This is a genomic window from Effusibacillus consociatus, assembly GCF_042652925.1.
GTDB classification, from domain to species: Bacteria; Bacillota; Bacilli; order Tumebacillales; family Effusibacillaceae; genus Effusibacillus; species Effusibacillus consociatus.
The window spans coordinates 113,576-131,995 of sequence record NZ_JBHSHC010000112.1 but is presented as its reverse complement, the minus strand read 5'-3'; the positions used below and the strand labels follow the sequence as shown (position 1 = coordinate 131,995).

19 protein-coding genes are annotated in these 18,420 nt (G+C 48.7%); 2 read left to right on the top strand and 17 right to left on the bottom strand.

The window, feature by feature from the left end; all coding sequences use genetic code 11:
• Positions 1–13 precede the first annotated feature (13 nt).
• From fliJ to ACFO8Q_RS15480, 17 genes are all read right to left on the bottom strand, one after another.
• Positions 14–457: a flagellar export protein FliJ gene (gene fliJ, locus ACFO8Q_RS15560; protein WP_380026731.1), complete on the bottom strand. Its 444-nt coding sequence runs from the start codon at positions 455–457 to the stop codon at positions 14–16.
• The gene (gene fliI, locus ACFO8Q_RS15555) at positions 454–1,779 is read right to left on the bottom strand and encodes a flagellar protein export ATPase FliI (protein WP_380026730.1); all 1,326 of its coding nucleotides are present in this window, start codon (positions 1,777–1,779) and stop codon (positions 454–456) included. The genes fliJ and fliI overlap by 4 nt, the downstream gene beginning before the upstream one ends.
• Positions 1,772–2,566, bottom strand: coding sequence for a FliH/SctL family protein (locus tag ACFO8Q_RS15550; RefSeq protein ID WP_380026729.1), 795 nt, complete (start codon positions 2,564–2,566; stop codon positions 1,772–1,774). The genes fliI and ACFO8Q_RS15550 overlap by 8 nt, the downstream gene beginning before the upstream one ends.
• Positions 2,559–3,575 (bottom strand): flagellar motor switch protein FliG, encoded by a 1,017-nt coding sequence (gene fliG, locus ACFO8Q_RS15545; RefSeq protein WP_380026728.1) that lies wholly within the window; start codon positions 3,573–3,575, stop codon positions 2,559–2,561. The genes ACFO8Q_RS15550 and fliG overlap by 8 nt, the downstream gene beginning before the upstream one ends.
• 12 nt (positions 3,576–3,587) lie before the next feature.
• Positions 3,588–5,096 (bottom strand): flagellar basal-body MS-ring/collar protein FliF, encoded by a 1,509-nt coding sequence (gene fliF / locus ACFO8Q_RS15540; RefSeq protein WP_380026726.1) that lies wholly within the window; start codon positions 5,094–5,096, stop codon positions 3,588–3,590.
• A 40-nt stretch (positions 5,097–5,136) separates the two neighbouring features.
• The gene (gene fliE / locus ACFO8Q_RS15535; RefSeq protein WP_380026725.1) at positions 5,137–5,430 is read right to left on the bottom strand and encodes a flagellar hook-basal body complex protein FliE; all 294 of its coding nucleotides are present in this window, start codon (positions 5,428–5,430) and stop codon (positions 5,137–5,139) included.
• Between the two features lie 12 nt (positions 5,431–5,442).
• Positions 5,443–5,904, bottom strand: coding sequence for a flagellar basal body rod protein FlgC (gene flgC / locus ACFO8Q_RS15530; RefSeq protein WP_380026724.1), 462 nt, complete (start codon positions 5,902–5,904; stop codon positions 5,443–5,445).
• A gap of 2 nt (positions 5,905–5,906) precedes the next feature.
• Positions 5,907–6,320, bottom strand: a complete 414-nt coding sequence (flgB, locus tag ACFO8Q_RS15525; protein ID WP_380026723.1) for a flagellar basal body rod protein FlgB — start codon at positions 6,318–6,320, stop codon at positions 5,907–5,909.
• 261 nt (positions 6,321–6,581) lie between these two features.
• A complete protein-coding gene (gene hslU / locus ACFO8Q_RS15520) occupies positions 6,582–7,967 on the bottom strand; it encodes an ATP-dependent protease ATPase subunit HslU (protein ID WP_380026722.1) in 1,386 nt (461 codons plus the stop codon).
• A 13-nt stretch (positions 7,968–7,980) separates the two neighbouring features.
• Positions 7,981–8,523 carry an ATP-dependent protease subunit HslV gene (gene hslV / locus ACFO8Q_RS15515; RefSeq protein WP_380026721.1) on the bottom strand — a complete coding sequence of 181 codons (543 nt, stop codon included), beginning with the start codon at positions 8,521–8,523 and terminating at the stop codon, positions 7,981–7,983.
• A gap of 33 nt (positions 8,524–8,556) precedes the next feature.
• Positions 8,557–9,462, bottom strand: coding sequence for a tyrosine recombinase XerC (gene xerC, locus ACFO8Q_RS15510; RefSeq protein WP_380026720.1), 906 nt, complete (start codon positions 9,460–9,462; stop codon positions 8,557–8,559).
• Between the two features lie 86 nt (positions 9,463–9,548).
• Positions 9,549–10,862: an FADH(2)-oxidizing methylenetetrahydrofolate--tRNA-(uracil(54)-C(5))-methyltransferase TrmFO gene (gene trmFO / locus ACFO8Q_RS15505; RefSeq protein WP_380026719.1), complete on the bottom strand. Its 1,314-nt coding sequence runs from the start codon at positions 10,860–10,862 to the stop codon at positions 9,549–9,551.
• 30 nt (positions 10,863–10,892) lie between these two features.
• A complete protein-coding gene (topA, locus tag ACFO8Q_RS15500; protein WP_380026718.1) occupies positions 10,893–13,019 on the bottom strand; it encodes a type I DNA topoisomerase in 2,127 nt (708 codons plus the stop codon).
• A gap of 124 nt (positions 13,020–13,143) precedes the next feature.
• A complete protein-coding gene (gene dprA / locus ACFO8Q_RS15495; RefSeq protein ID WP_380026717.1) occupies positions 13,144–14,238 on the bottom strand; it encodes a DNA-processing protein DprA in 1,095 nt (364 codons plus the stop codon).
• Between the two features lie 327 nt (positions 14,239–14,565).
• On the bottom strand, positions 14,566–15,471 hold the full coding sequence (gene sucD, locus ACFO8Q_RS15490) for a succinate--CoA ligase subunit alpha (protein ID WP_380026716.1): 906 nt from the start codon (positions 15,469–15,471) through the stop codon (positions 14,566–14,568).
• A 22-nt stretch (positions 15,472–15,493) separates the two neighbouring features.
• Positions 15,494–16,651 (bottom strand): ADP-forming succinate--CoA ligase subunit beta, encoded by a 1,158-nt coding sequence (gene sucC / locus ACFO8Q_RS15485; RefSeq protein WP_380026715.1) that lies wholly within the window; start codon positions 16,649–16,651, stop codon positions 15,494–15,496.
• A gap of 505 nt (positions 16,652–17,156) precedes the next feature.
• On the bottom strand, positions 17,157–17,315 hold the full coding sequence (locus tag ACFO8Q_RS15480; protein WP_380026714.1) for a DUF2197 domain-containing protein: 159 nt from the start codon (positions 17,313–17,315) through the stop codon (positions 17,157–17,159).
• Between the two features lie 136 nt (positions 17,316–17,451).
• On the opposite strand from ACFO8Q_RS15480, the gene ACFO8Q_RS15475 reads away from it, so the two are divergent.
• Together ACFO8Q_RS15475 and ACFO8Q_RS15470 are read left to right on the top strand one after the other, a co-directional pair.
• Positions 17,452–17,937, top strand: coding sequence for a nitroreductase family protein (locus ACFO8Q_RS15475; RefSeq protein WP_380027026.1), 486 nt, complete (start codon positions 17,452–17,454; stop codon positions 17,935–17,937).
• A 49-nt stretch (positions 17,938–17,986) separates the two neighbouring features.
• Entirely contained in the window at positions 17,987–18,415 is a 429-nt protein-coding gene (locus tag ACFO8Q_RS15470; RefSeq protein WP_380026713.1) for a molybdopterin-dependent oxidoreductase, read from the top strand.
• The last annotated feature ends 5 nt before the right edge of the window (positions 18,416–18,420 follow it).

Genomic DNA, 18,420 nt, shown 5'->3' with positions numbered 1-18,420 from the left:
CGGGAAAGCCTATTTATAACCGAAACCGGCGGGATTGCAAACTGATTTCATCCAACTCTGCCTGTTCCTGTCGTTTTAATTCTTCGTTTCGAATTTCAATCTGCTTGTCCTTAAGCTGCTGCCAAATTTCCTCGTCACGCTGTCGTTCCGCCAATTTGCAGCGGCTACTTTCCATCTTCTCCAACAGTTTTTGGCACAGGGCCACCTGATCCTGAATCATTTGGCGTTGAAAGTTGAGCCATTCACCCCATGCAGCAAGCTCCGCTGCGGAACCGCCTGATGCACGTTTCTGGTTGAATTTAAAATGCAAATGATCGACTTCATCCTGCATGCGATTCAGGAGTTCAGAAGCTTCGGATTGCTGCTTGCTCACCTCAAGAAGTTCCCATTCCGTTTGCCTGACCAGCATTTTTTTCACCGAGTTGATTTTTTGTATGGTTTGCAGCGTGAGACTCATACATCAACCCCCTCAAACAAATCGATTAATTCTTGGATCGATGAAACATAGTCACTCTTATCATCAACTTCTTGTCGCACAAACCGATTCATGCGCTCCCTGAGTTCAATCGCAAGGTCGATTTCCCGATTGCTGCCGGCTTGGTAAGCCCCGATCCGAATCAGGTCTTCCGCGTCCCGATAAATTGCAGCCAATTTTTTAAAAGCAACAGCCGCTTTCCGGTGTTCCGGAGCCGCCAAATCATTCATTACCCTGCTGACGCTTGCCAAAACGTCAATGGCTGGAAAGTGTCCTTTGTTGGCCAATTCCCTTGACAATACGACGTGCCCGTCAAGAATCCCGCGAACTGCATCCGCGATAGGATCATTCATGTCATCTCCGTCCACCAGAACCGTATAAAACCCTGTTATCGTTCCTCCTGCTCCTGTACCTGCTCTTTCCAGCAGTTTAGGAAGCAGCGCGAATACGGAAGGGGTATACCCTTTCGTAGCGGGAGGTTCGCCTACGGCCAAACCGATTTCCCGCTGGGCCATAGCAAATCGGGTGCATGAATCCATCATCAGATTGACGTGAAGTCCTTGGTCCCTGAAATATTCGGCGATCGTAGTCGCTATCAGAGCTCCTTTAATCCGAATCAACGCCGGTTGGTCAGATGTGGCAACCACTAGCACCGACCTTGCCATCCCTTCCGCTCCGAGATCCTTCTCAATGAACTCACGCACTTCTCTTCCTCGTTCCCCAATCAATGCAATGACATTTACATCAGCGGAAGTGTTGCGGGCAATCATTCCTAAAAGGGTACTTTTGCCCACGCCGCTTCCTGCAAATATCCCGATTCTTTGGCCCCGGCCGACACTCAGAAGACCATCGATGGATCGAACACCTACACTTAACGGAGAACGAATTGTCGGCCGAGTTAAAGGATTAGGAGGATCATTATCGGTTGGTTTTTCATCCTTGCACGGCAGAGGCCCCAAATCGTCAATCGGAATACCTACCCCATTCAGAATTCGACCCAGCAAGGGTTTGCCAACCGGAACCTGCAGAGATCTGCCGGTCCCCCGGACTTCGCTGCCCGGACCGATTGCCCCGAGATCGCCAAGCGGCATTAGCAGTACCCGGTCATCCCGAAACCCCACTACTTCGGCCATACATGGCGTCGACCGATTCACCGGATAAATCCAGCAAATGTCGCCCACTTTTGCTGTCGGACCTATTGACTCAATCGTCAAGCCGATTACTTGAACAACTTTTCCATGGTGAACAAACCGGGAGATTTTTCGAGTAACATCCAGATAGGCTTCAAGCGGAAATCTATTCACGGCTTAAGGCTGCTGCCGTCTCCAGCAAAGCCCGTTTCACCTCATTCAACTGTGTATCGATACGAGCGTCTACTGCACCCTGGCGAGTCCGCAGAATGCAGCCACCTTTCTCAATACTCGAATCAGCAGTAAACTTAAATTCGATTTGGGCATTGTACGGAGAAGAGATTTCACTTTTGATGTCGATCAGCAGCGGAATGTCGTCCGGGTGAGCATGCACTTCCACATGAGACCGATTCACAAGCTCAGCAAGGGCACCTTTTAAGGTAGCTTCCACCCAGGACATGCCGAGCTCGATCTCTCTTCCCATAATCCTTCTTGCGATCTCGCAGGCCAACACAAGGAGTTGTTGTTCCGATTGAAGCAGATACTCCTGTCGCTCGGCTTCGATTTGACTCATCCTTCCCAAAACCTCTTGGATCTTCTCCTGAAAGAGAGTCTCTCCTGCTGTTTTTCCTTCTTCAAAACCGATTTCATAGCCGGCTTTTTGCGCTTGGGCAACCGCTTCCTCGACTTGACGCCTGGAGTCAGTCAGAATCGCTTCTGCCTGCCGTTTTGCGTCATTCACAATCAAATCCGCTTCCCTACGGGTGTTTTCGAGCATCCGTGCTGCTTGTTTTTGTGCTTCTTTTATTATTTCTTCCGGCGACAAAACCGGTTCCGCTTCTTGAGGCTCCGATTCGTGATTCAGAAAGCCCGGAGGCGTTATCACCTTGACTACGGGAACGGTATGAATCGTTCGTTGTCCGGCCACCGTTGTGTATAGAGATTTCACGATTTTAGACAATGATATCGTCGCCTCCTCCGCGAGCGATTACGATTTCCCCACTCTCTTCGAGTCGTCTGATCACACCCACAATTCTCTGCTGAGCCTCTTCGACATCCCGCAAACGAACAGGCCCCATGAACTCCATATCCTGTTTAAACGTATCCGCCATGCGTTTCGACATGTTCTTAAATATGATGTCCTGAACTTCCTCACTGGCCACCTTAAGCGCCAACTGCAAATCGGCAGTCTCCACATCGCGAATAACTCTCTGGATCGATCGATTGTCGAGAAGAACAATGTCTTCGAATACGAACATCCGCTTTTTAATCTCATCGGCCAGTTCCGGATCCTGCAGTTCCAGCGATTCAAGAATCGTCTTTTCTGTTGAGCGGTCGACCCCGTTCAGAACCTGAACTATTGCATCAATACCGCCTCCGGCGGAGAAGTCGTGCACAGCCATCTGGGACAATTTTGCTTCCAGTACTCTTTCCACATCATTCACCACTTCGGGTGATGTTCTGTCCATCAGAGCAATTCGCCTCGCCACATCCGCTTGCATTTCTTGCGGCAAAGAAGACAGGATCATCCCCGCCTGAGCGGGATCCAAATAAGCCAGAACCAAAGCGATCGTTTGCGGATGCTCATTTTGGATAAAGTTCAAGATTTGGTTCGGGTCCGCCTTTCGAGCAAACTCGAAAGGCCTTACCTGCAGGGAAGCTGTTAATCGGTTGATTATATCAAGTGCCTTCTGGTTCCCAAGCGCCTTTTCCAATACTTCTTTGGCATACTCGATGCCGCCCATTGAAAGATACTCTTGCGCAACACAGATTTGATGGAATTCCTCAAGAACCGCTTCCTTCTCCGAATAATCAATTTTCCGGACATTCGCAATTTCAAGCGTCAGCTGTTCTATCTCGTCGTCCCGAAGGTGTTTGAATATCTTCGCCGAAATCTCAGGCCCTAAGGCGACGAGAAGAACAGCAGCTTTTTGGCGACCGGACAGTTTTTGTTGTGTAACGCGTGCCACGCCAGTTCACTCCTACTCCTCTGCCAGCCAAGTACGCAGTAGATTCACAAAATCATCGGGCTTCTGATTGACCATTTTTTCAAGCTGTTTTTTGATTTTCTGTTGGGAAGTTTCCTCGGGCATACTTTGCAGCGCCGCAACCGGTACGGGGATAAAGTCCTCTTCCCCGGATGTCTTGCGCCGGCGAGCGACCGCAAACGCCCCTCCGCCAAGCAACAGGAGTCCCGCGGCAATGCCGCCGAGCACCAGGGGATTTTCATACCATGATTGTTGGAAAGGATTCGGCGAAACCTGGAATGTGGTTCCCATCACCGTTATGTCGGCATTGTTGCCCCCGGTGTTTTGGTACCCTATGGCGGTCGCTACAAGGTTGGTTATATCTTGTTTCTGTTGGTTGTTAAGTTGACCGTTCACCATTACCGAGACCGACATCTTTTTGATTTCAAAAGCTTGTCCCACTGTCTCGATAATCGCTTTGTTAAGTTCGTAGTTGGTGGTCTGAGCTTTCTTTTCTCCGCTGCTGGTATTGCCTGTTGCCGATTTCGTTTGAGAGTTCGGGTTGTTTGTGTTATTGCCTGCCGCCCCTCCAGTTGAAGGGGCATTTTCAAATGTTTCACTTGTCTTTTGGTCCGAACGGACGAGCCCTCGATCACTGTCTTTAACCGGAGAGGTATATACCTCTTCCTTTTTTTGCACCTTGTCGAAGGACACCTCCGGATTCACCAACACCTCCACGTTTCCGTACCCGAACATCTTTTCCAATGTGTTGCGTATCCGTTTTTCATAGTCTTGCTGAATCATCTTCCGTACTTCAATCTCTTTGGAGGCAACGTTCCCGGTTCCAGGCTGTTGACCCTCTTCCAGGAGACGGACCCCATTTTGATCGACAATCGTTATGTTTTCCGGCTTAAGTCCTTTCACCGATCCGGCAACCAACTGCTGAATGCCTGCCACTTGCTCTTGGGAAAGCTTTGCCCCGGGGGCCAAATTCAATAAAACTGAAGCTTTGGCATCTTGCAGAGCTTCTTTCACAAACAATTTCTGTTCCTGCATCACGATATGTACTTTTGCATCCTCAACGCCTTTGATGGAACGAATCGTGTTGGCAACGGTGCCCTGCAAGGCGGTCAAATACTTGATATCAATCTCGCGTTCCGTCATTCCAACGATGTTCTTCTCATTAAAGATCCCAAAATCAATGTATCCTGACTTTGGGAGGTTGTTCATAGCAAGCTGAACCCGCGCCTTATCCGCGTGCTCTTCAGGCACCAGAACTGTAGTTCCCTGAATTTTGTTCGGAATCTTCATCTCATCAAGTTTCGCAACAATTTCACCTGCAGCCCCGGCTTCCAGATTGGAGTAGACGGCTACATAGTTTGGACGAAACGCGAACCAACTGAGAAGTACAACAGTGAGGACAAAGAATCCACCGGCAATCATTAGATTCCGGCGCTGATGAGCCTGCAGCTGTTTCCAATTCCCAGACACACGTTCTATAAGTTCACGAATCCGTTGGTTCACGATGTCACCTCATATATCTCTCTACATACTGTTACTGATGTTACATTTGCATTCGCATGATTTCCTGGTATGCATCAATCACTTTATTGCGGACCTGAATCGTCATTTGGAGAGCAAGCGAAGCTTTCTCACCGGCAATCATGATCGTATGAAGGTCGGCCCCTTGCCCCGCAGCCATTTGTTGAGTGAGCTTGGAGGCTCCCACTTCCATATCGGCCACTTTATTCAGCGTCTCCCCAAGAACGGTTGAGAAGGACGGACCTGCAGCCTCCTGATTCGTCATACCCGTCCCGGTGATCGATGAAGGGATTGGATTCGTCACGCGATTTATCATTGTCTATTCCTCCTATCGCCCGATCTCCAGAGCTTTCAAAGCCATCGTTTTGGCCGCATTCACAGCGGTGACATTCGCTTCATATCCCCTCGAAGCCGAAATCATATCGACCATCTCCATGGATATATCAACATTGGGCATTCTCACGTATCCGTACATCGGATCATTCGGATCCTTGATCGAGTCCGGATGCGTTGGATCATAAACCAATTTGAACGGAGTTTCCGTATCTTTTTCAACCGTTGCCTGAACCCCTTGACCCGGCGACTGCAAACTGTTTTGCAAAACGGAGGCGAAAGATCCCGGCCCCTGAACGGGAGTAAAAACTGCACGCTGCCTTTGATAAGGGATGGTCGGATCTTCGGCTGATCGGGTCGATTGCGCGTTGGCGATGTTATTGGCTATTACATCCATCCTCAACCGCTGTGCGGTCAGACCTGATGCACTTATAGCAATTCCGTCGAATAACCCCATGATTAGCGACCTCCTTGAATAGCGCTTCGGAGTTTTGCGAAGTGTCCGTTTAACTGTTGGATTAACGCATTGTACTTAATTTGATTGACAGCAAGCTGTGTCATTTCCGAATCGATATCTACGTTGTTTCCGTTGTTGTTTACTATCGTTGATTCCTCAACAACAATTTCAGGTTGAATTTGACTTAGGGATTGAATTCCGATCGGGATATGACGGGGGTGTGTAACCATCCCCGGTAAAGCGGCGGGACTTTCATTGAGATAAGCTTGAAGTGCAGAATCAAACGAGACGTCACTTCGCTTAAAATTCGGGGTATCCACATTGGCGATGTTATTCGCCAATACCTTATGACGAAGACTGGAAGCGTCGAGAGATCGTTCGAGAATTTGCATCGTCTTGGTAGTAAATGCATTCAATGGACAATCCCTCCATTCGGATGATTTTTTTAAGTAGTTCGTCAGGAGCAGGCACAATCCTGCAAGTTTCGACAAAAAGGGCCTAAAACCATGAATTTATCAACTTTCCAACTACACTATATTTGATTTAAGTCCTGTTTTGTATGGGTCTAACCGCCTTTGTTTTGGGTAGGTCTTTTGTCTCATTTTTAAAACCATAAAAAGCAAAAACACCCTTAAAAAATAGGCCTTAAGGGTGTTTACGAATTGATTTTTGACTGTTTACAAAATAAACTGACTCAGATCCCGGTTTTTCACAATACCAGCGAGTTTTTCCTCAACGTATGCGGGTGTTATCACGATCTTCTGAGGGCCGATATCAGCCGCTTCAAATGACAGATCTTCCAAAAGTTTTTCCAGCAGGGTATGCAGGCGGCGTGCACCGATGTTTTCAGTTTGTTGGTTCACAACTGTAGCGAGCTCAGCGATTTTCTCGATAGCATCAGCAGTGAATTCAACCTCGATCCCTTCAGTCTGCAGTAAAGCAACATACTGCTTGGTTAATGCGTTCTGGGGCTCAGTTAAGATCTGGCGAAAATCTTCTGCTGTCAGACTCTGCAGTTCTACCCGGATCGGAAAACGCCCCTGTAATTCCGGAATCAGATCCGACGGTTTTGAAATATGGAATGCACCCGCGCCAATGAACAGAATATAGTCGGTTTTCACCGGACCATACTTTGTCATCACCGTAGAACCTTCAACGATCGGGAGAATATCCCGCTGCACCCCTTCCCTCGAAACATCCGGACCGCGATGATCTTTCCCGGCAATTTTATCAATTTCGTCTATAAAAATGATACCGGACTGCTCGGCTCGGGTAACTGCTTCCTGTGTAACCTCATCCATGTCAATCAGTCTTTGCGCTTCTTCCTGGATTATAATCTTTCTTGCATCTTTTACGGGCAGCTTTCGTTTTTTCCGGCGCTTGGGCATCAAATTCCCGAGCATTTCCTGCATATTCATGCCGATTTCGTTATTGCCGCCGCCAAATAAATCAAACATTTGGGGCGTTGTGTCCTCAACATCAATTTCCACAATCGTTTCTTCCAGGTCTCCTCGTGCCAACGCGGCTCGTATATCCTTGCGACGCATTTTGATATGTTCGGGTTCTCCGGTCGTTTCCTGCTGCTGCTGGGCGTTTCCCTGGAACAGCATTTCAAATGGATTCTTGAACTGTTTTTCTTTGGCCGGGTCCGGAACGAGAATATGTACGAGTCGTTCTTCCGCCATTTGCCGGGCACGATCTTCCACACGGGTCATTTTTTCTTCTTTGACGATCCGGATGGCTGTCTCCACAAGATCTCGGACCATCGCTTCCACGTCGCGTCCGACATAACCCACTTCTGTAAACTTGGTAGCTTCAACTTTGACAAAAGGGGCACCCACCAATTTCGCAAGCCGTCTCGCGATCTCGGTTTTCCCTACACCGGTCGGCCCGATCATCAAAATATTTTTCGGAGTCACCTCATCCCGCAGTTCATCCGGAAGCAAGCTCCGCCGATAGCGGTTGCGAAGCGCCACTGCCACCATTCTCTTGGCTTGTTTTTGGCCAACAATATAACGGTCGAGTTCCGCAACGATCTGTTTTGGGGTCAGCTTTTGTTTCATGCTTCTCCTCCTCCTATTCGATTTCTTCCACGACAATGTTGGAGTTGGTAAACACACAAATTTCCGCGGCAATTTTTAAAGCCTGTTCCGCGATCTCCCGGGCCGAAAGCTCCGAATGTCTTGCCAATGCCCTGCCGGCGGCTAACGCAAATGAACCGCCCGATCCGATTGCCAAGATGCCGTCATCCGGTTCAATTACTTCCCCGTTACCGGAAATGAGCAGTAAATGTTCTTTGTTCATCACAATCAGCATCGCTTCCAGCTTATGAAGAATCTTATCGGAGCGCCATTCCTTGGCAAGCTCCACCGCTGCCCGCTGCAAATTTCCATGATATTCTTCAAGTTTTGCTTCAAATTTCTCATACAATGTGAATGCATCCGCGACGGATCCGGCAAATCCCGCCACTACTTCCCCCCGGTACAGGCGGCGGACTTTTTTGGCACCGTTTTTCATCACCATGCTGTTTCCGAAAGTAACCTGACCGTCCCCAGCCATGGCAGACTTTCCGTCTTTCCTTACAGCAAAAATAGTTGTAGCATGAAAACCGTTATTCATTGATACCCCTCCATCTGCAGACAAACCTTTGGGTCATGCCCTTGGGTGTGCATTCATATATACGCGCAGCAGCCTTTCTTTAGTCGTATGAGTGTAAATCTGTGTGCTGGAAAGACTGACGTGCCCCAGCAGCTCTTGAACAACGCGCAGGTCAGCCCCTTCATCCAACATATGAGTGGCAAAGGTGTGCCGCAAAGCGTGCGGTGAAATCGAGAGCTGGCCCGCTACCTGAAGCATATATTTGTCCACGATCCGTCTGACCGACCGATCGGACAGCGGTTCCCCCCGATAGTTCAGAAAAAGGGCTTTCTGCTCACCCCCGCCGGTACTGCCGACTAACAGACGCGGTCTCCCTCGTTCCAGGTACAAGCGGACTGCTTCGCACGCCTTCTGACCGAGAAGGACGATCCGCTCCTTGGCCCCTTTTCCGAACACACGGGCCATTCCCATTTCCAGGTCGATATCATCCAGCTCAAGACCCATGCATTCGCTGACACGGATGCCTGTTGCATACAAGAGTTCGAGAATCGCACGGTCTCTCATTCCAAGCGGCTCGTCGATCGATGGAGCTTCGACAAGCCGTTTGACCTCTTCAATATACAAAAAATTGGGTGTCCTCTTTTCCAGCTTGGGAGTTGAGACCGATTTGGCAGGGTTCTTATCGACAATCTCTTCCCGCCTCAAAAACTCATAAAGCGAACGGAGGCAAGACACCTTTCTGGCCAAAGTCTTGCGGGCTGCTTTAGCCATGTACAAACGTGACAAAAACGTTCGAATCATGACATGGGTCACCTCTCCGAACGTTTCAATTTTTTCATCTGCCAGATACGTACAGAATTGTTCCAAATCACTTTTATACGAGTCAATCGTATGCATGGAAGCATTTTTTTCCACTCGCAAATATTCCAGAAACAGTTCCACCGCTTGTTGAATTGTCATGGTCTCACCTTCCAATTCAATCGTAGCACAGCAGAATAGGCAGGAGCAAGAAACTGCCAAAAACACACGGGGGCCACGCTTGCAGATTACCGAATCGATTGGCCGATAAAAGCAGAAAGAGTGGCAAGGGCCCGCTCAGCAATTTTCTCATTTTTCACCCGCTTGTCCCGGATCTTTTCCTGCAGCGGAGGCAGCAAACCAAACGTCGCATTCATCGGTTGAAAATTATCCGGTGCCGCATGGGTAATGTAATAAGCCAAGGAACCAATTGCAGTTTCCTTCGGAAACACAAGCGGCTGCAGATCACGAGCCAATCGACCCGCGTTGATGCCTGCAATTAAACCGGCCGCTGCCGACTCCACGTACCCCTCAACCCCGGTAATTTGTCCGGCAAAGAACAGCGTATTCCGTACCTTTAATTGATACGTTTGTTCCAGCACCCGAGGTGAGTTTATGTAGGTATTGCGGTGCATAACTCCAAACCGGGCGAATTCCGCATTTTCAAGTCCCGGTATCATGCGGAACACACGTGATTGTTCTCCCCATTTCAGGTGGGTTTGGAAGCCAACGATGTTATACAACGTGGCTGCCGCATTATCCTGCCGAAGCTGCACCACAGCAAACGGAATTTTCCCTGTTCGAGGATCTGGCAATCCAACCGGTTTCATGGGACCAAAAAGCATTGTCTGACGTCCCCTTTTTGCCATCACTTCGATCGGCATACAGCCCTCAAAATAAACTTCTTTCTCAAATTCCTTTAACGGAGCCGCTTCCGCTGTAATCAACGCCTCATAAAACCGATCGAACTCTTCCTCTGACATGGGACAATTGATATAAGCTGCTTCCCCCTTGTCATATCTGGAAGCCAAGTATACTTTATCAAAATCAATGGACTCTTTGTGGACGATGGGAGCGGCCGCATCATAAAAATACAGATACTCCTGTCCGGTCAATTCCGCAATTGAACGAGACAACGATTGAGACGTTAAAGGACCTGTTGCAATCACTGCAAATCCTTCGGTGGGGACTTCCGGAAGTTCTTCCCTGAACACTTCAATCAAAGGATGCTGCGAAACCCGTTCCGTAACCTCTTGCGAGAATAAATCGCGGTCAACCGCAAGTGCACCTCCGGCCGGGACGGCCGTCTTGTCGGCAGAAGCCATGATTACCGAATCAAGCCGTCTCATTTCCTCTTTCAAAAGGCCTACCGCATTGGTCAAACTGGCTCCTCTTAACGAGTTCGAACATACTAATTCCGCGAAATTCTCCGAGATATGGGCAGCCGTTTTTACTATCGGCCTCATCTCATACAACCGGACTTTCACACCCTGCTTCGCAATTTGCCACGCTGCTTCGGAGCCGGCAAGACCGCCCCCGACAACCGTTACATAATCTGCCATCTGATCGAAAATCCCTCCACAACAATCCGGTTATTCTCCAGTTTCTGCCGCCACTGTTGGTGAAGGTGCTTCCTTATGAGTGCAATCAGCACCGGAACATACCCAAGTTTCTTTCCCTTCCCCTTTTCCGCTGCGCTTGATTACCAGCGGTTGCCCGCATTCCGGGCACGGTTTGCCAACCGGGCGATCCCAAAGGATAAAATCACAGTCCGGATACCTGTTGCATCCGTAAAAGACACGGCGCCTTTTCCCGCGGCGTTCCACCAAATGACCGCCCTCACACCTCGGACAAGGAACTCCAATTTCTTTTAAAATCGGCTTTGCATTCCGGCATTCGGGGAAGCCGGGGCAAGCCAGGAATTTTCCAAAGCGTCCGTGTTTATAAACCATAATTCGTCCGCATTTCTCACACTCAACATCAGATACTTCATCCTGGAGCGTAACGTTCTTCATTTCTTCTTCTGCCACTTTTAAATCTTTTTCAAAATCACCGTAGAAGTCATCCAACATTTTGACCCAGTCAACCTGGCCTTCTTCCACACCGTCCAAGCTTTCTTCCAGGTGAGCTGTAAATTCGGCATCAATGATCTGCGGGAAAAATTCTTTCATCATATTGACCACGATTTCCCCGAGCTCCGTCGGGACAAACCGTTTGTCTTCGAGAAGCACATACCCTCTTTTTTGAATCGTTTCCAAGGTTGGGGCATATGTGCTGGGACGTCCGATTCCAAGCTCTTCCATTGTTTTCACCAGCCTTGCTTCTGTATAGCGCGGCGGCGGTTGAGTGAAGTGCTGTTTCGGATCCAAGTTCGGCTTCTGCAGCTGCTGTCCCTCTTCAAGCGGAGGCAGAAACTTCTCGTCCTCATCCTTCCCTTCATCATTTCCTTCAATGTATAAGGTCATGAAGCCGGGGAATTTGATTTTCGATCCGGTAGCCCGGAATACCGCATCATTTGCCTGAATATCAACAGTCATCGTATCAAGCACCGCGGGTGACATCTGGGACGCGACAAAACGTTCCCAAATTAACCTATAAAGACGGAGTTGATCGCGGCTCAGATATTCTTTTACTTTTTCGGGGTGCAGGTGGACCGATGTTGGCCGAATTGCTTCGTGTGCGTCCTGAGCCCCTTCTTTCGCAGTAAATTGGCGCGCTGTTGCAGGAGAGTATCTGTCACCATATTCCCGCACAATAAAATCTTTCGCTTCAGCTTGGGCCGTCGGCGAGATACGGGTGGAGTCGGTACGCATATAGGTTATTAACCCGACTGTGCCTTCCTTGCCCAAGTCGATTCCTTCATATAATTGCTGGGCGATGGACATTGTTTTTCCGGCACGGAAATTCAATTTTCTGGCCGCCTCTTGCTGCAGGGTACTTGTAATAAAAGGAGGCGCCGGATTCCTCTTCCGCTCGCTCTTCTTTACTTCAATAACCTGATACTGAGCATCCTCAATATGAGTTAAGAGTTGGTTTACTGCTTCTTCGTTAGGCAGCTCGGTTTTCTCAATACTTTTTCCTTTTCGATAGCCATGGAACTTCGCTTCGAATTTTTGTTTTTCCACTTGGAATTGTGCGACAACCGTCCAATACTCTTCGGGAGTAAAATTGCGGATTTCATTTTCGCGATCCACAATCAAACGGACTGCTACAGATTGAACACGCCCGGCTGAGAGCCCTTTTTTCACCTTTTTCCAGAGAAGAGGCGAGATTTGATAACCGACAAGCCGATCGAGAATGCGTCTCGCCTGCTGCGCATTGACCAGATCCATATTGATTTGACGTGGATGTTTAAACGATTCTTTGATTGCATCTTGCGTAATCTCGTTAAAGACAACCCGGCACGCCGCCGCAGGATCGATTTCCAATACATTGGCCAGGTGCCATGCAATTGCTTCTCCTTCGCGGTCAGGGTCGGCTGCGAGATAAACAGCCTTTACTTTCCTGCTTTGGTCACGGAGTTCTTTTAACACGTCGCCTTTTCCGCGAATGGTTATATATTTAGGTGAAAAGTGATCTTTTATATCGACGCCGAGTTGGCTCTTCGGCAGATCGCGAACATGGCCCATCGAAGCTTTTACTACATATTTTTTTCCCAGATATTTTCCGATGGTCTTTGCTTTTGCGGGAGACTCTACAATGACAAGATAGTCTGCCAAGGACGTCTCCTCCTTTCATAGCGAGACTGAGCACTTCGCTTAGTGAGGCTTGTGAATATGCGTTGTATAATATTTCCGCGTTTTGTCATGTGCTTCTTATACTAAACTGCATGAACATTTATTGTCAAACACTGCTCCTCATATACATCTGCCCGGGCAATTGTTTCACAAGGCCTTTCAGCTCCATTTCCAGCAGCAGGCGATAAACTTCTCCTTGCGACAGTTGACTCACCCGGATCAAATGGTCCAAGTGAACCCCGCCATACCCGATTGTTTCAAGCAATTGCCTCTCTTCGGGATTTAACTGAAATGCCTCGTCTTTCATCTTATGCGAATAATTCGCCTGCCAGTCGGGATATTCCTCCCAAATATCTGCAACCCCTGTTATTATCTTGGCTCCCTCCCGGATCAAATCATTCGTTCCTTGACTTAACGGGGATGTGATAGGACCTGGTACCGCAAAAACGTCCCGACATTGTTCCAAAGCTTGGTCGGCTGTGATCAGGGAACCGCTTTTCCGGGCTGCTTCCACTACCAGAATGGCACGGGAAAGCCCTGAGATGATTCGATTCCGAACGGGAAACATGCCTGGATGAGCTGAAGCGAGAGGGGGAAATTCGGAGATGAGCAAGCCCTGCTTACAGATTCTACGGGCGAGGGAGCTATTCTGAGGGGGATAAATATTTTCAACTCCTCCGGCCAACACCGCAATCGTGGTTCCCCCCGCTTGCAACGCCGCTTCATGTGCAATCGCATCAATTCCTCGGGCCAGTCCGGAAACGATGGTCACACCTGCCGAAGCCAGTTCGGTACAAAGATTCTTGGTAACCAGAACCCCATAATTGGTCGGGGTGCGCGTTCCGACAACACCAATTGCTTTGTCATCCAGTAAGGTGAATTCGCCTTTTACGTACAGTATATGGGGAGGATCATGAATTTGCAGTAAGAAAAGGGGGTATTCGGGGTCCTTTTTATGGAGCACTCGAATGCCGGTTCGCTTTAAAAAATCGGCCTGCTCCTGAAAAGAGTAACTTTGCCTGGATACAAGGATCTCCTCTGCCACGTTGCGAGTAACTGAGGGCACCTGCAGCAGTTCCTGCGCCGGCGCCTCCCATACCGCTTCCGCACTTCCGAACTGCTCAAGCAATTTGCGGCAGCGGAGATACCCGACTCGCGGAACACTCATCAACCATTGAACGTATTCTTTTTCGGTTCGCAATTGAATTCCTCCTGTACTTAAATTTCGTTTCCTCCTTGGCGACGGAAAAGGGATGTTGCTCGATCGTTAACGCGTTATTCATAGCGGATTTGAAGGCCCTATTTCACTAATTTTGGTGAACATTTTTTGAATAGAGGATTTTCGGGGTCTTAATCCGGTGTTTTCTCTCCCCTTGCCTCCGGAAATATGGTAATAAGAACTTAAAAATCCGCTATATCAAAAACATCCGGTAAAAATTGGAGATTAAGACCTTCAAAATCCGTTAATTGCCCAACTGGTGATACCCATAAAAAAATCGAGGGAGACTTGGCAGTCTCCCTCTGGTTGTTATTTCTTCGTGATGACTTGTTCGAGCATGCCTCTTTCTTTCAAAAGTTCCACAAGAGTGGAGCCCATTTCGGAAGGCGTGGGTGCAACGCGAATTCCGCATTCCTGCATTTTTGCGATCTTTTCAGCAGCCGTTCCTTTTCCGCCGGAGATAATCGCACCTGCGTGACCCATCCGCTTTCCGGGAGGTGCAGTCGCACCTGCAATGAATCCGGCAACCGGCTTCTTCATGTTCGCTTTGATCCACTCAGCCGCCTCTTCTTCCGCAGTTCCGCCGATCTCCCCAATCATGATCACAGCATCGGTGTCCGGATCGTTGTTAAACATTTCCAGAACGTCGATAAACTCAGTTCCTTTTACAGGGTCCCCGCCAATACCGACAGCCGTCGATTGACCGATTCCACGGGTGGTCAACTGATGAACCGCTTCGTAAGTAAGGGTTCCGGAACGGGATACAACCCCGACTCGACCAGGCAGATGGATATATCCCGGCATGATTCCAATCTTACATTCGTCGGGAGTGATCACACCCGGACAGTTAGGACCAATCAAGCGGGTCCGTCTGCCTTCCATATAGCGGGCAACCTTTACCATATCCAGTACAGGAATACCTTCGGTAATACAGATCACAAGATCCAAATCTGCATCGACCGCTTCCATGATTGCATCCGCCGCAAATGCCGGTGGTACATAGATAACGGACGCGTTCGCTCCCGTTTTTTCCTTTGCTTCCGCGACTGTATCAAATACAGGGATGCCTTCTACTTCGGTACCGCCTTTTCCGGGAGTTACCCCGCCCACCATTTTTGTGCCGTACTCAATTGCCTGTTTGGCATGGAACAGACCGGTTGCACCGGTGATTCCTTGCGTAATGACTTTTGTATCTTTATTTACTAAAATACTCATGGTATTTTCCCTCCGCCCCGAATTATTTCACGAGGCCGACGATCTTCTCGGCAGCATCGGCGAGAGAGTCAGCCGCTACAATGTTAAGTCCTGATTCGTTCAGCTTCTTCTTGCCAAGTTCCACGTTGGTGCCTTCAAGACGCACCACCAACGGCTTGTCCAAGCCTACTTCTTTCGCGGCCGCGATTACACCGTCAGCGATTACGTCACACTTCATAATACCGCCGAAAATGTTGACGAGAATGCCCTGTACATTCGGGTCGGACAAAATGATTTTGAATGCGGCGGTTACTTTCTCAGTTGTTGCACCGCCCCCAACATCGAGGAAGTTCGCAGGTTGACCGCCAAAATGCTTGATGGTATCCATGGTAGCCATTGCGAGACCCGCGCCGTTCACCATACATCCGATGTTTCCTTCGAGTGCGATGTAGGACAAGTCAAACTTGGAAGCTTCGATCTCCTTCGGATCTTCTTCGTCCAAATCACGCAGTTCAAGGATGTCTTTGTGACGGAACAGTGCATTGGAATCAAAGTTTAACTTCGCATCAAGGGCAACTACCTTGCCGTCACCTGTAACCACGAGCGGGTTGATTTCAGCAATCGAGCAGTCCTTTTCGACGAATGCCTGATAAAGCGCCAGCATAAATTTAACCGCCTGGTTCACCAATTCACGCGGAATGTTGATTGCAAAAGCCAGTTTCCGCGCTTGGAAAGCCTGTAAACCAACTGCCGGGTCAACCACCTCTTTAAAGATCTTTTCCGGAGTCTTGGCTGCCACTTCTTCAATTTCCGTACCGCCCTCTTCGGACGCCATCATAACTACGCGGCCGGTTGCTCGATCCACAACAACGCCCACGTAATACTCTTTCTTTATGTCCGATAATTCCTCAATCAAAAGACGCTTAACAACTTTGCCTTCCGGGCCTGTCTGGTGAGTGACCAGTGTCATTCCCAAAATTTGCTCAGCGTATGTACGAACTTCGTCCAGATTCTTGGCAACTTTTACGCCTCCGGCTTTCCCGCGGCCACCTGCGTGAATTTGGGCTTTCACTACCGCTTTTCCGCCTAATTTTTCTGCAATTTGAACCGCTTCGTTTACAGAGAAAGCGACTTCGCCTTGCGGAACGGCCACTCCATACTGCCTGAGAACCGCTTTACCTTGATACTCATGGATATTCATCTCCGGCTGCCTCCTACCATTGATAAGTTAAATAGATGGTAACGATCTTTGGGTTTCCACCTGCTTTGCAGATGTACCATTATATGGAAAATGATCTCATGTAACCGCTTTTTATTATACCCAAATCGACAAAGGGCGACAATGCCCCTTTCAGCCGGGCGTCAGAAAGCGCTTGACAAATGGATTGACCGGGAGGGGAGCCAATATGCCGCTCTCCTCTGCTGCTCCACCCACAGAGGATCAAAAACCGATCAACAAAGAAGGAATATGACCGGAAAGCGAGCAAATCCTTCTGACCTCCGCGGGGCGGAAGGTTAATAAGCAATCAAGTGCAACGTAAATGGAATGAATAAAAGAGGGCTAATGTCCGATTAAATTTTTTGTTCATACTCATTTATCTTACCCCTGCTGACCTCAGGATCGTCCCGGTTTATCCATAAAGTAAGAAACTAAAGGGAATAATGACCCGTATCGGGATTCTGCCGAAATTTAACAGCTCTTGGCGCTATTTATATTTCTGATCGCTTTCGAATTTAATTTTTGCCTGGCACGGTTGGCAAATGTGAACATGCTTGTCTTTGGCCGCCAGAAGCTGCCCAACGTTCTGTTCCTCGGCGTCCGATACGGTTCCGCACAAACTGCAACGCAATTGATATTCTGACATGCTTTTCATCCTTTCTTTGATCTGAATACACTTATTATTACATCAGGAGGTCACATTCTTCCCTCAATTTTAAAAGTTGTGTATAGTGAAATGTGACCGTTCCAGTCATGGAGGGATTCCAGTTATGGATCATTCGATGAGCACTGTTTCGGCCGTACGGACACGAAGAACGATCAAATCGTTCAAACCCGATCCCATACCGCGCGAATTGCTTGAAGAATTGCTGGAAGCTGCCAGTTTCGCCCCGAATCACCGGATGACGGAACCATGGGAAATTCTTGTTGTCGGTCCCTCTACCCGGGCTCTTCTCAATCATAAAACAAATTTTGGCGGGGCGCCTGTCGTGCTCGCTATCCTGTCAAAACCTGCAAAGACTGAAGTGGATCGCGATGAATATTACGCTGCCGTTTCCTGCTTCATTCTCAATTTTATGCTCGCGGCTTGGGAAAAAGGCATCGGAACCGGTTGGTCTTCTCTCGGTCTTTCCAAACGGGCCCAGGAAGTTTTAGGAATCCAACCCGGCTATGAAGTCGTTGGCTTAATTCCGGTCGGATTTCCGGCAGAGGTGCCGGAGCCCAAACCCCGTACACCGATTCAAACGAAAATCAAAGAACTCCCTTAATTGCTTGCAACGGTACATTTGCTGTCAAAAGCCACAGGAGGAAAAGAAAATGGATTTCCGGGTAGTTGTAAAAGGTCTGGTCAGTACAGAATCTGTTCTCACAATCGAAGATTTCCATCAATGCAAAACTCAGGTTGATGTTCAGAAGATTGCACCGACATTTTCCGGTACCGGTGTTCCGTTCAGCGAAATTGCCGAGAAAATCGGTCCGAAGCCGGAGGCGACCCATGTAATTTTTCACGCTGCGGATGAATTTGCGGCTACCATTCCGATTTCGGAATTGCAGGAGGCCATTTTTCTTTACAAGTCGAACGGTGAGCCTCTGAAAAAGGGGTTCCCTGTTCGTTTGATTGTTCCTGACGGTTCCAGCGATTGCCTGAACGTCAAATCGGTGGTCAAAGTCGAGTTCGTTGCCGCGGATCCCGCGGATCCGGCTTCATTCGGATTTAAAAATTTGGTGGGCGAAACGGAACTGTAAACCTC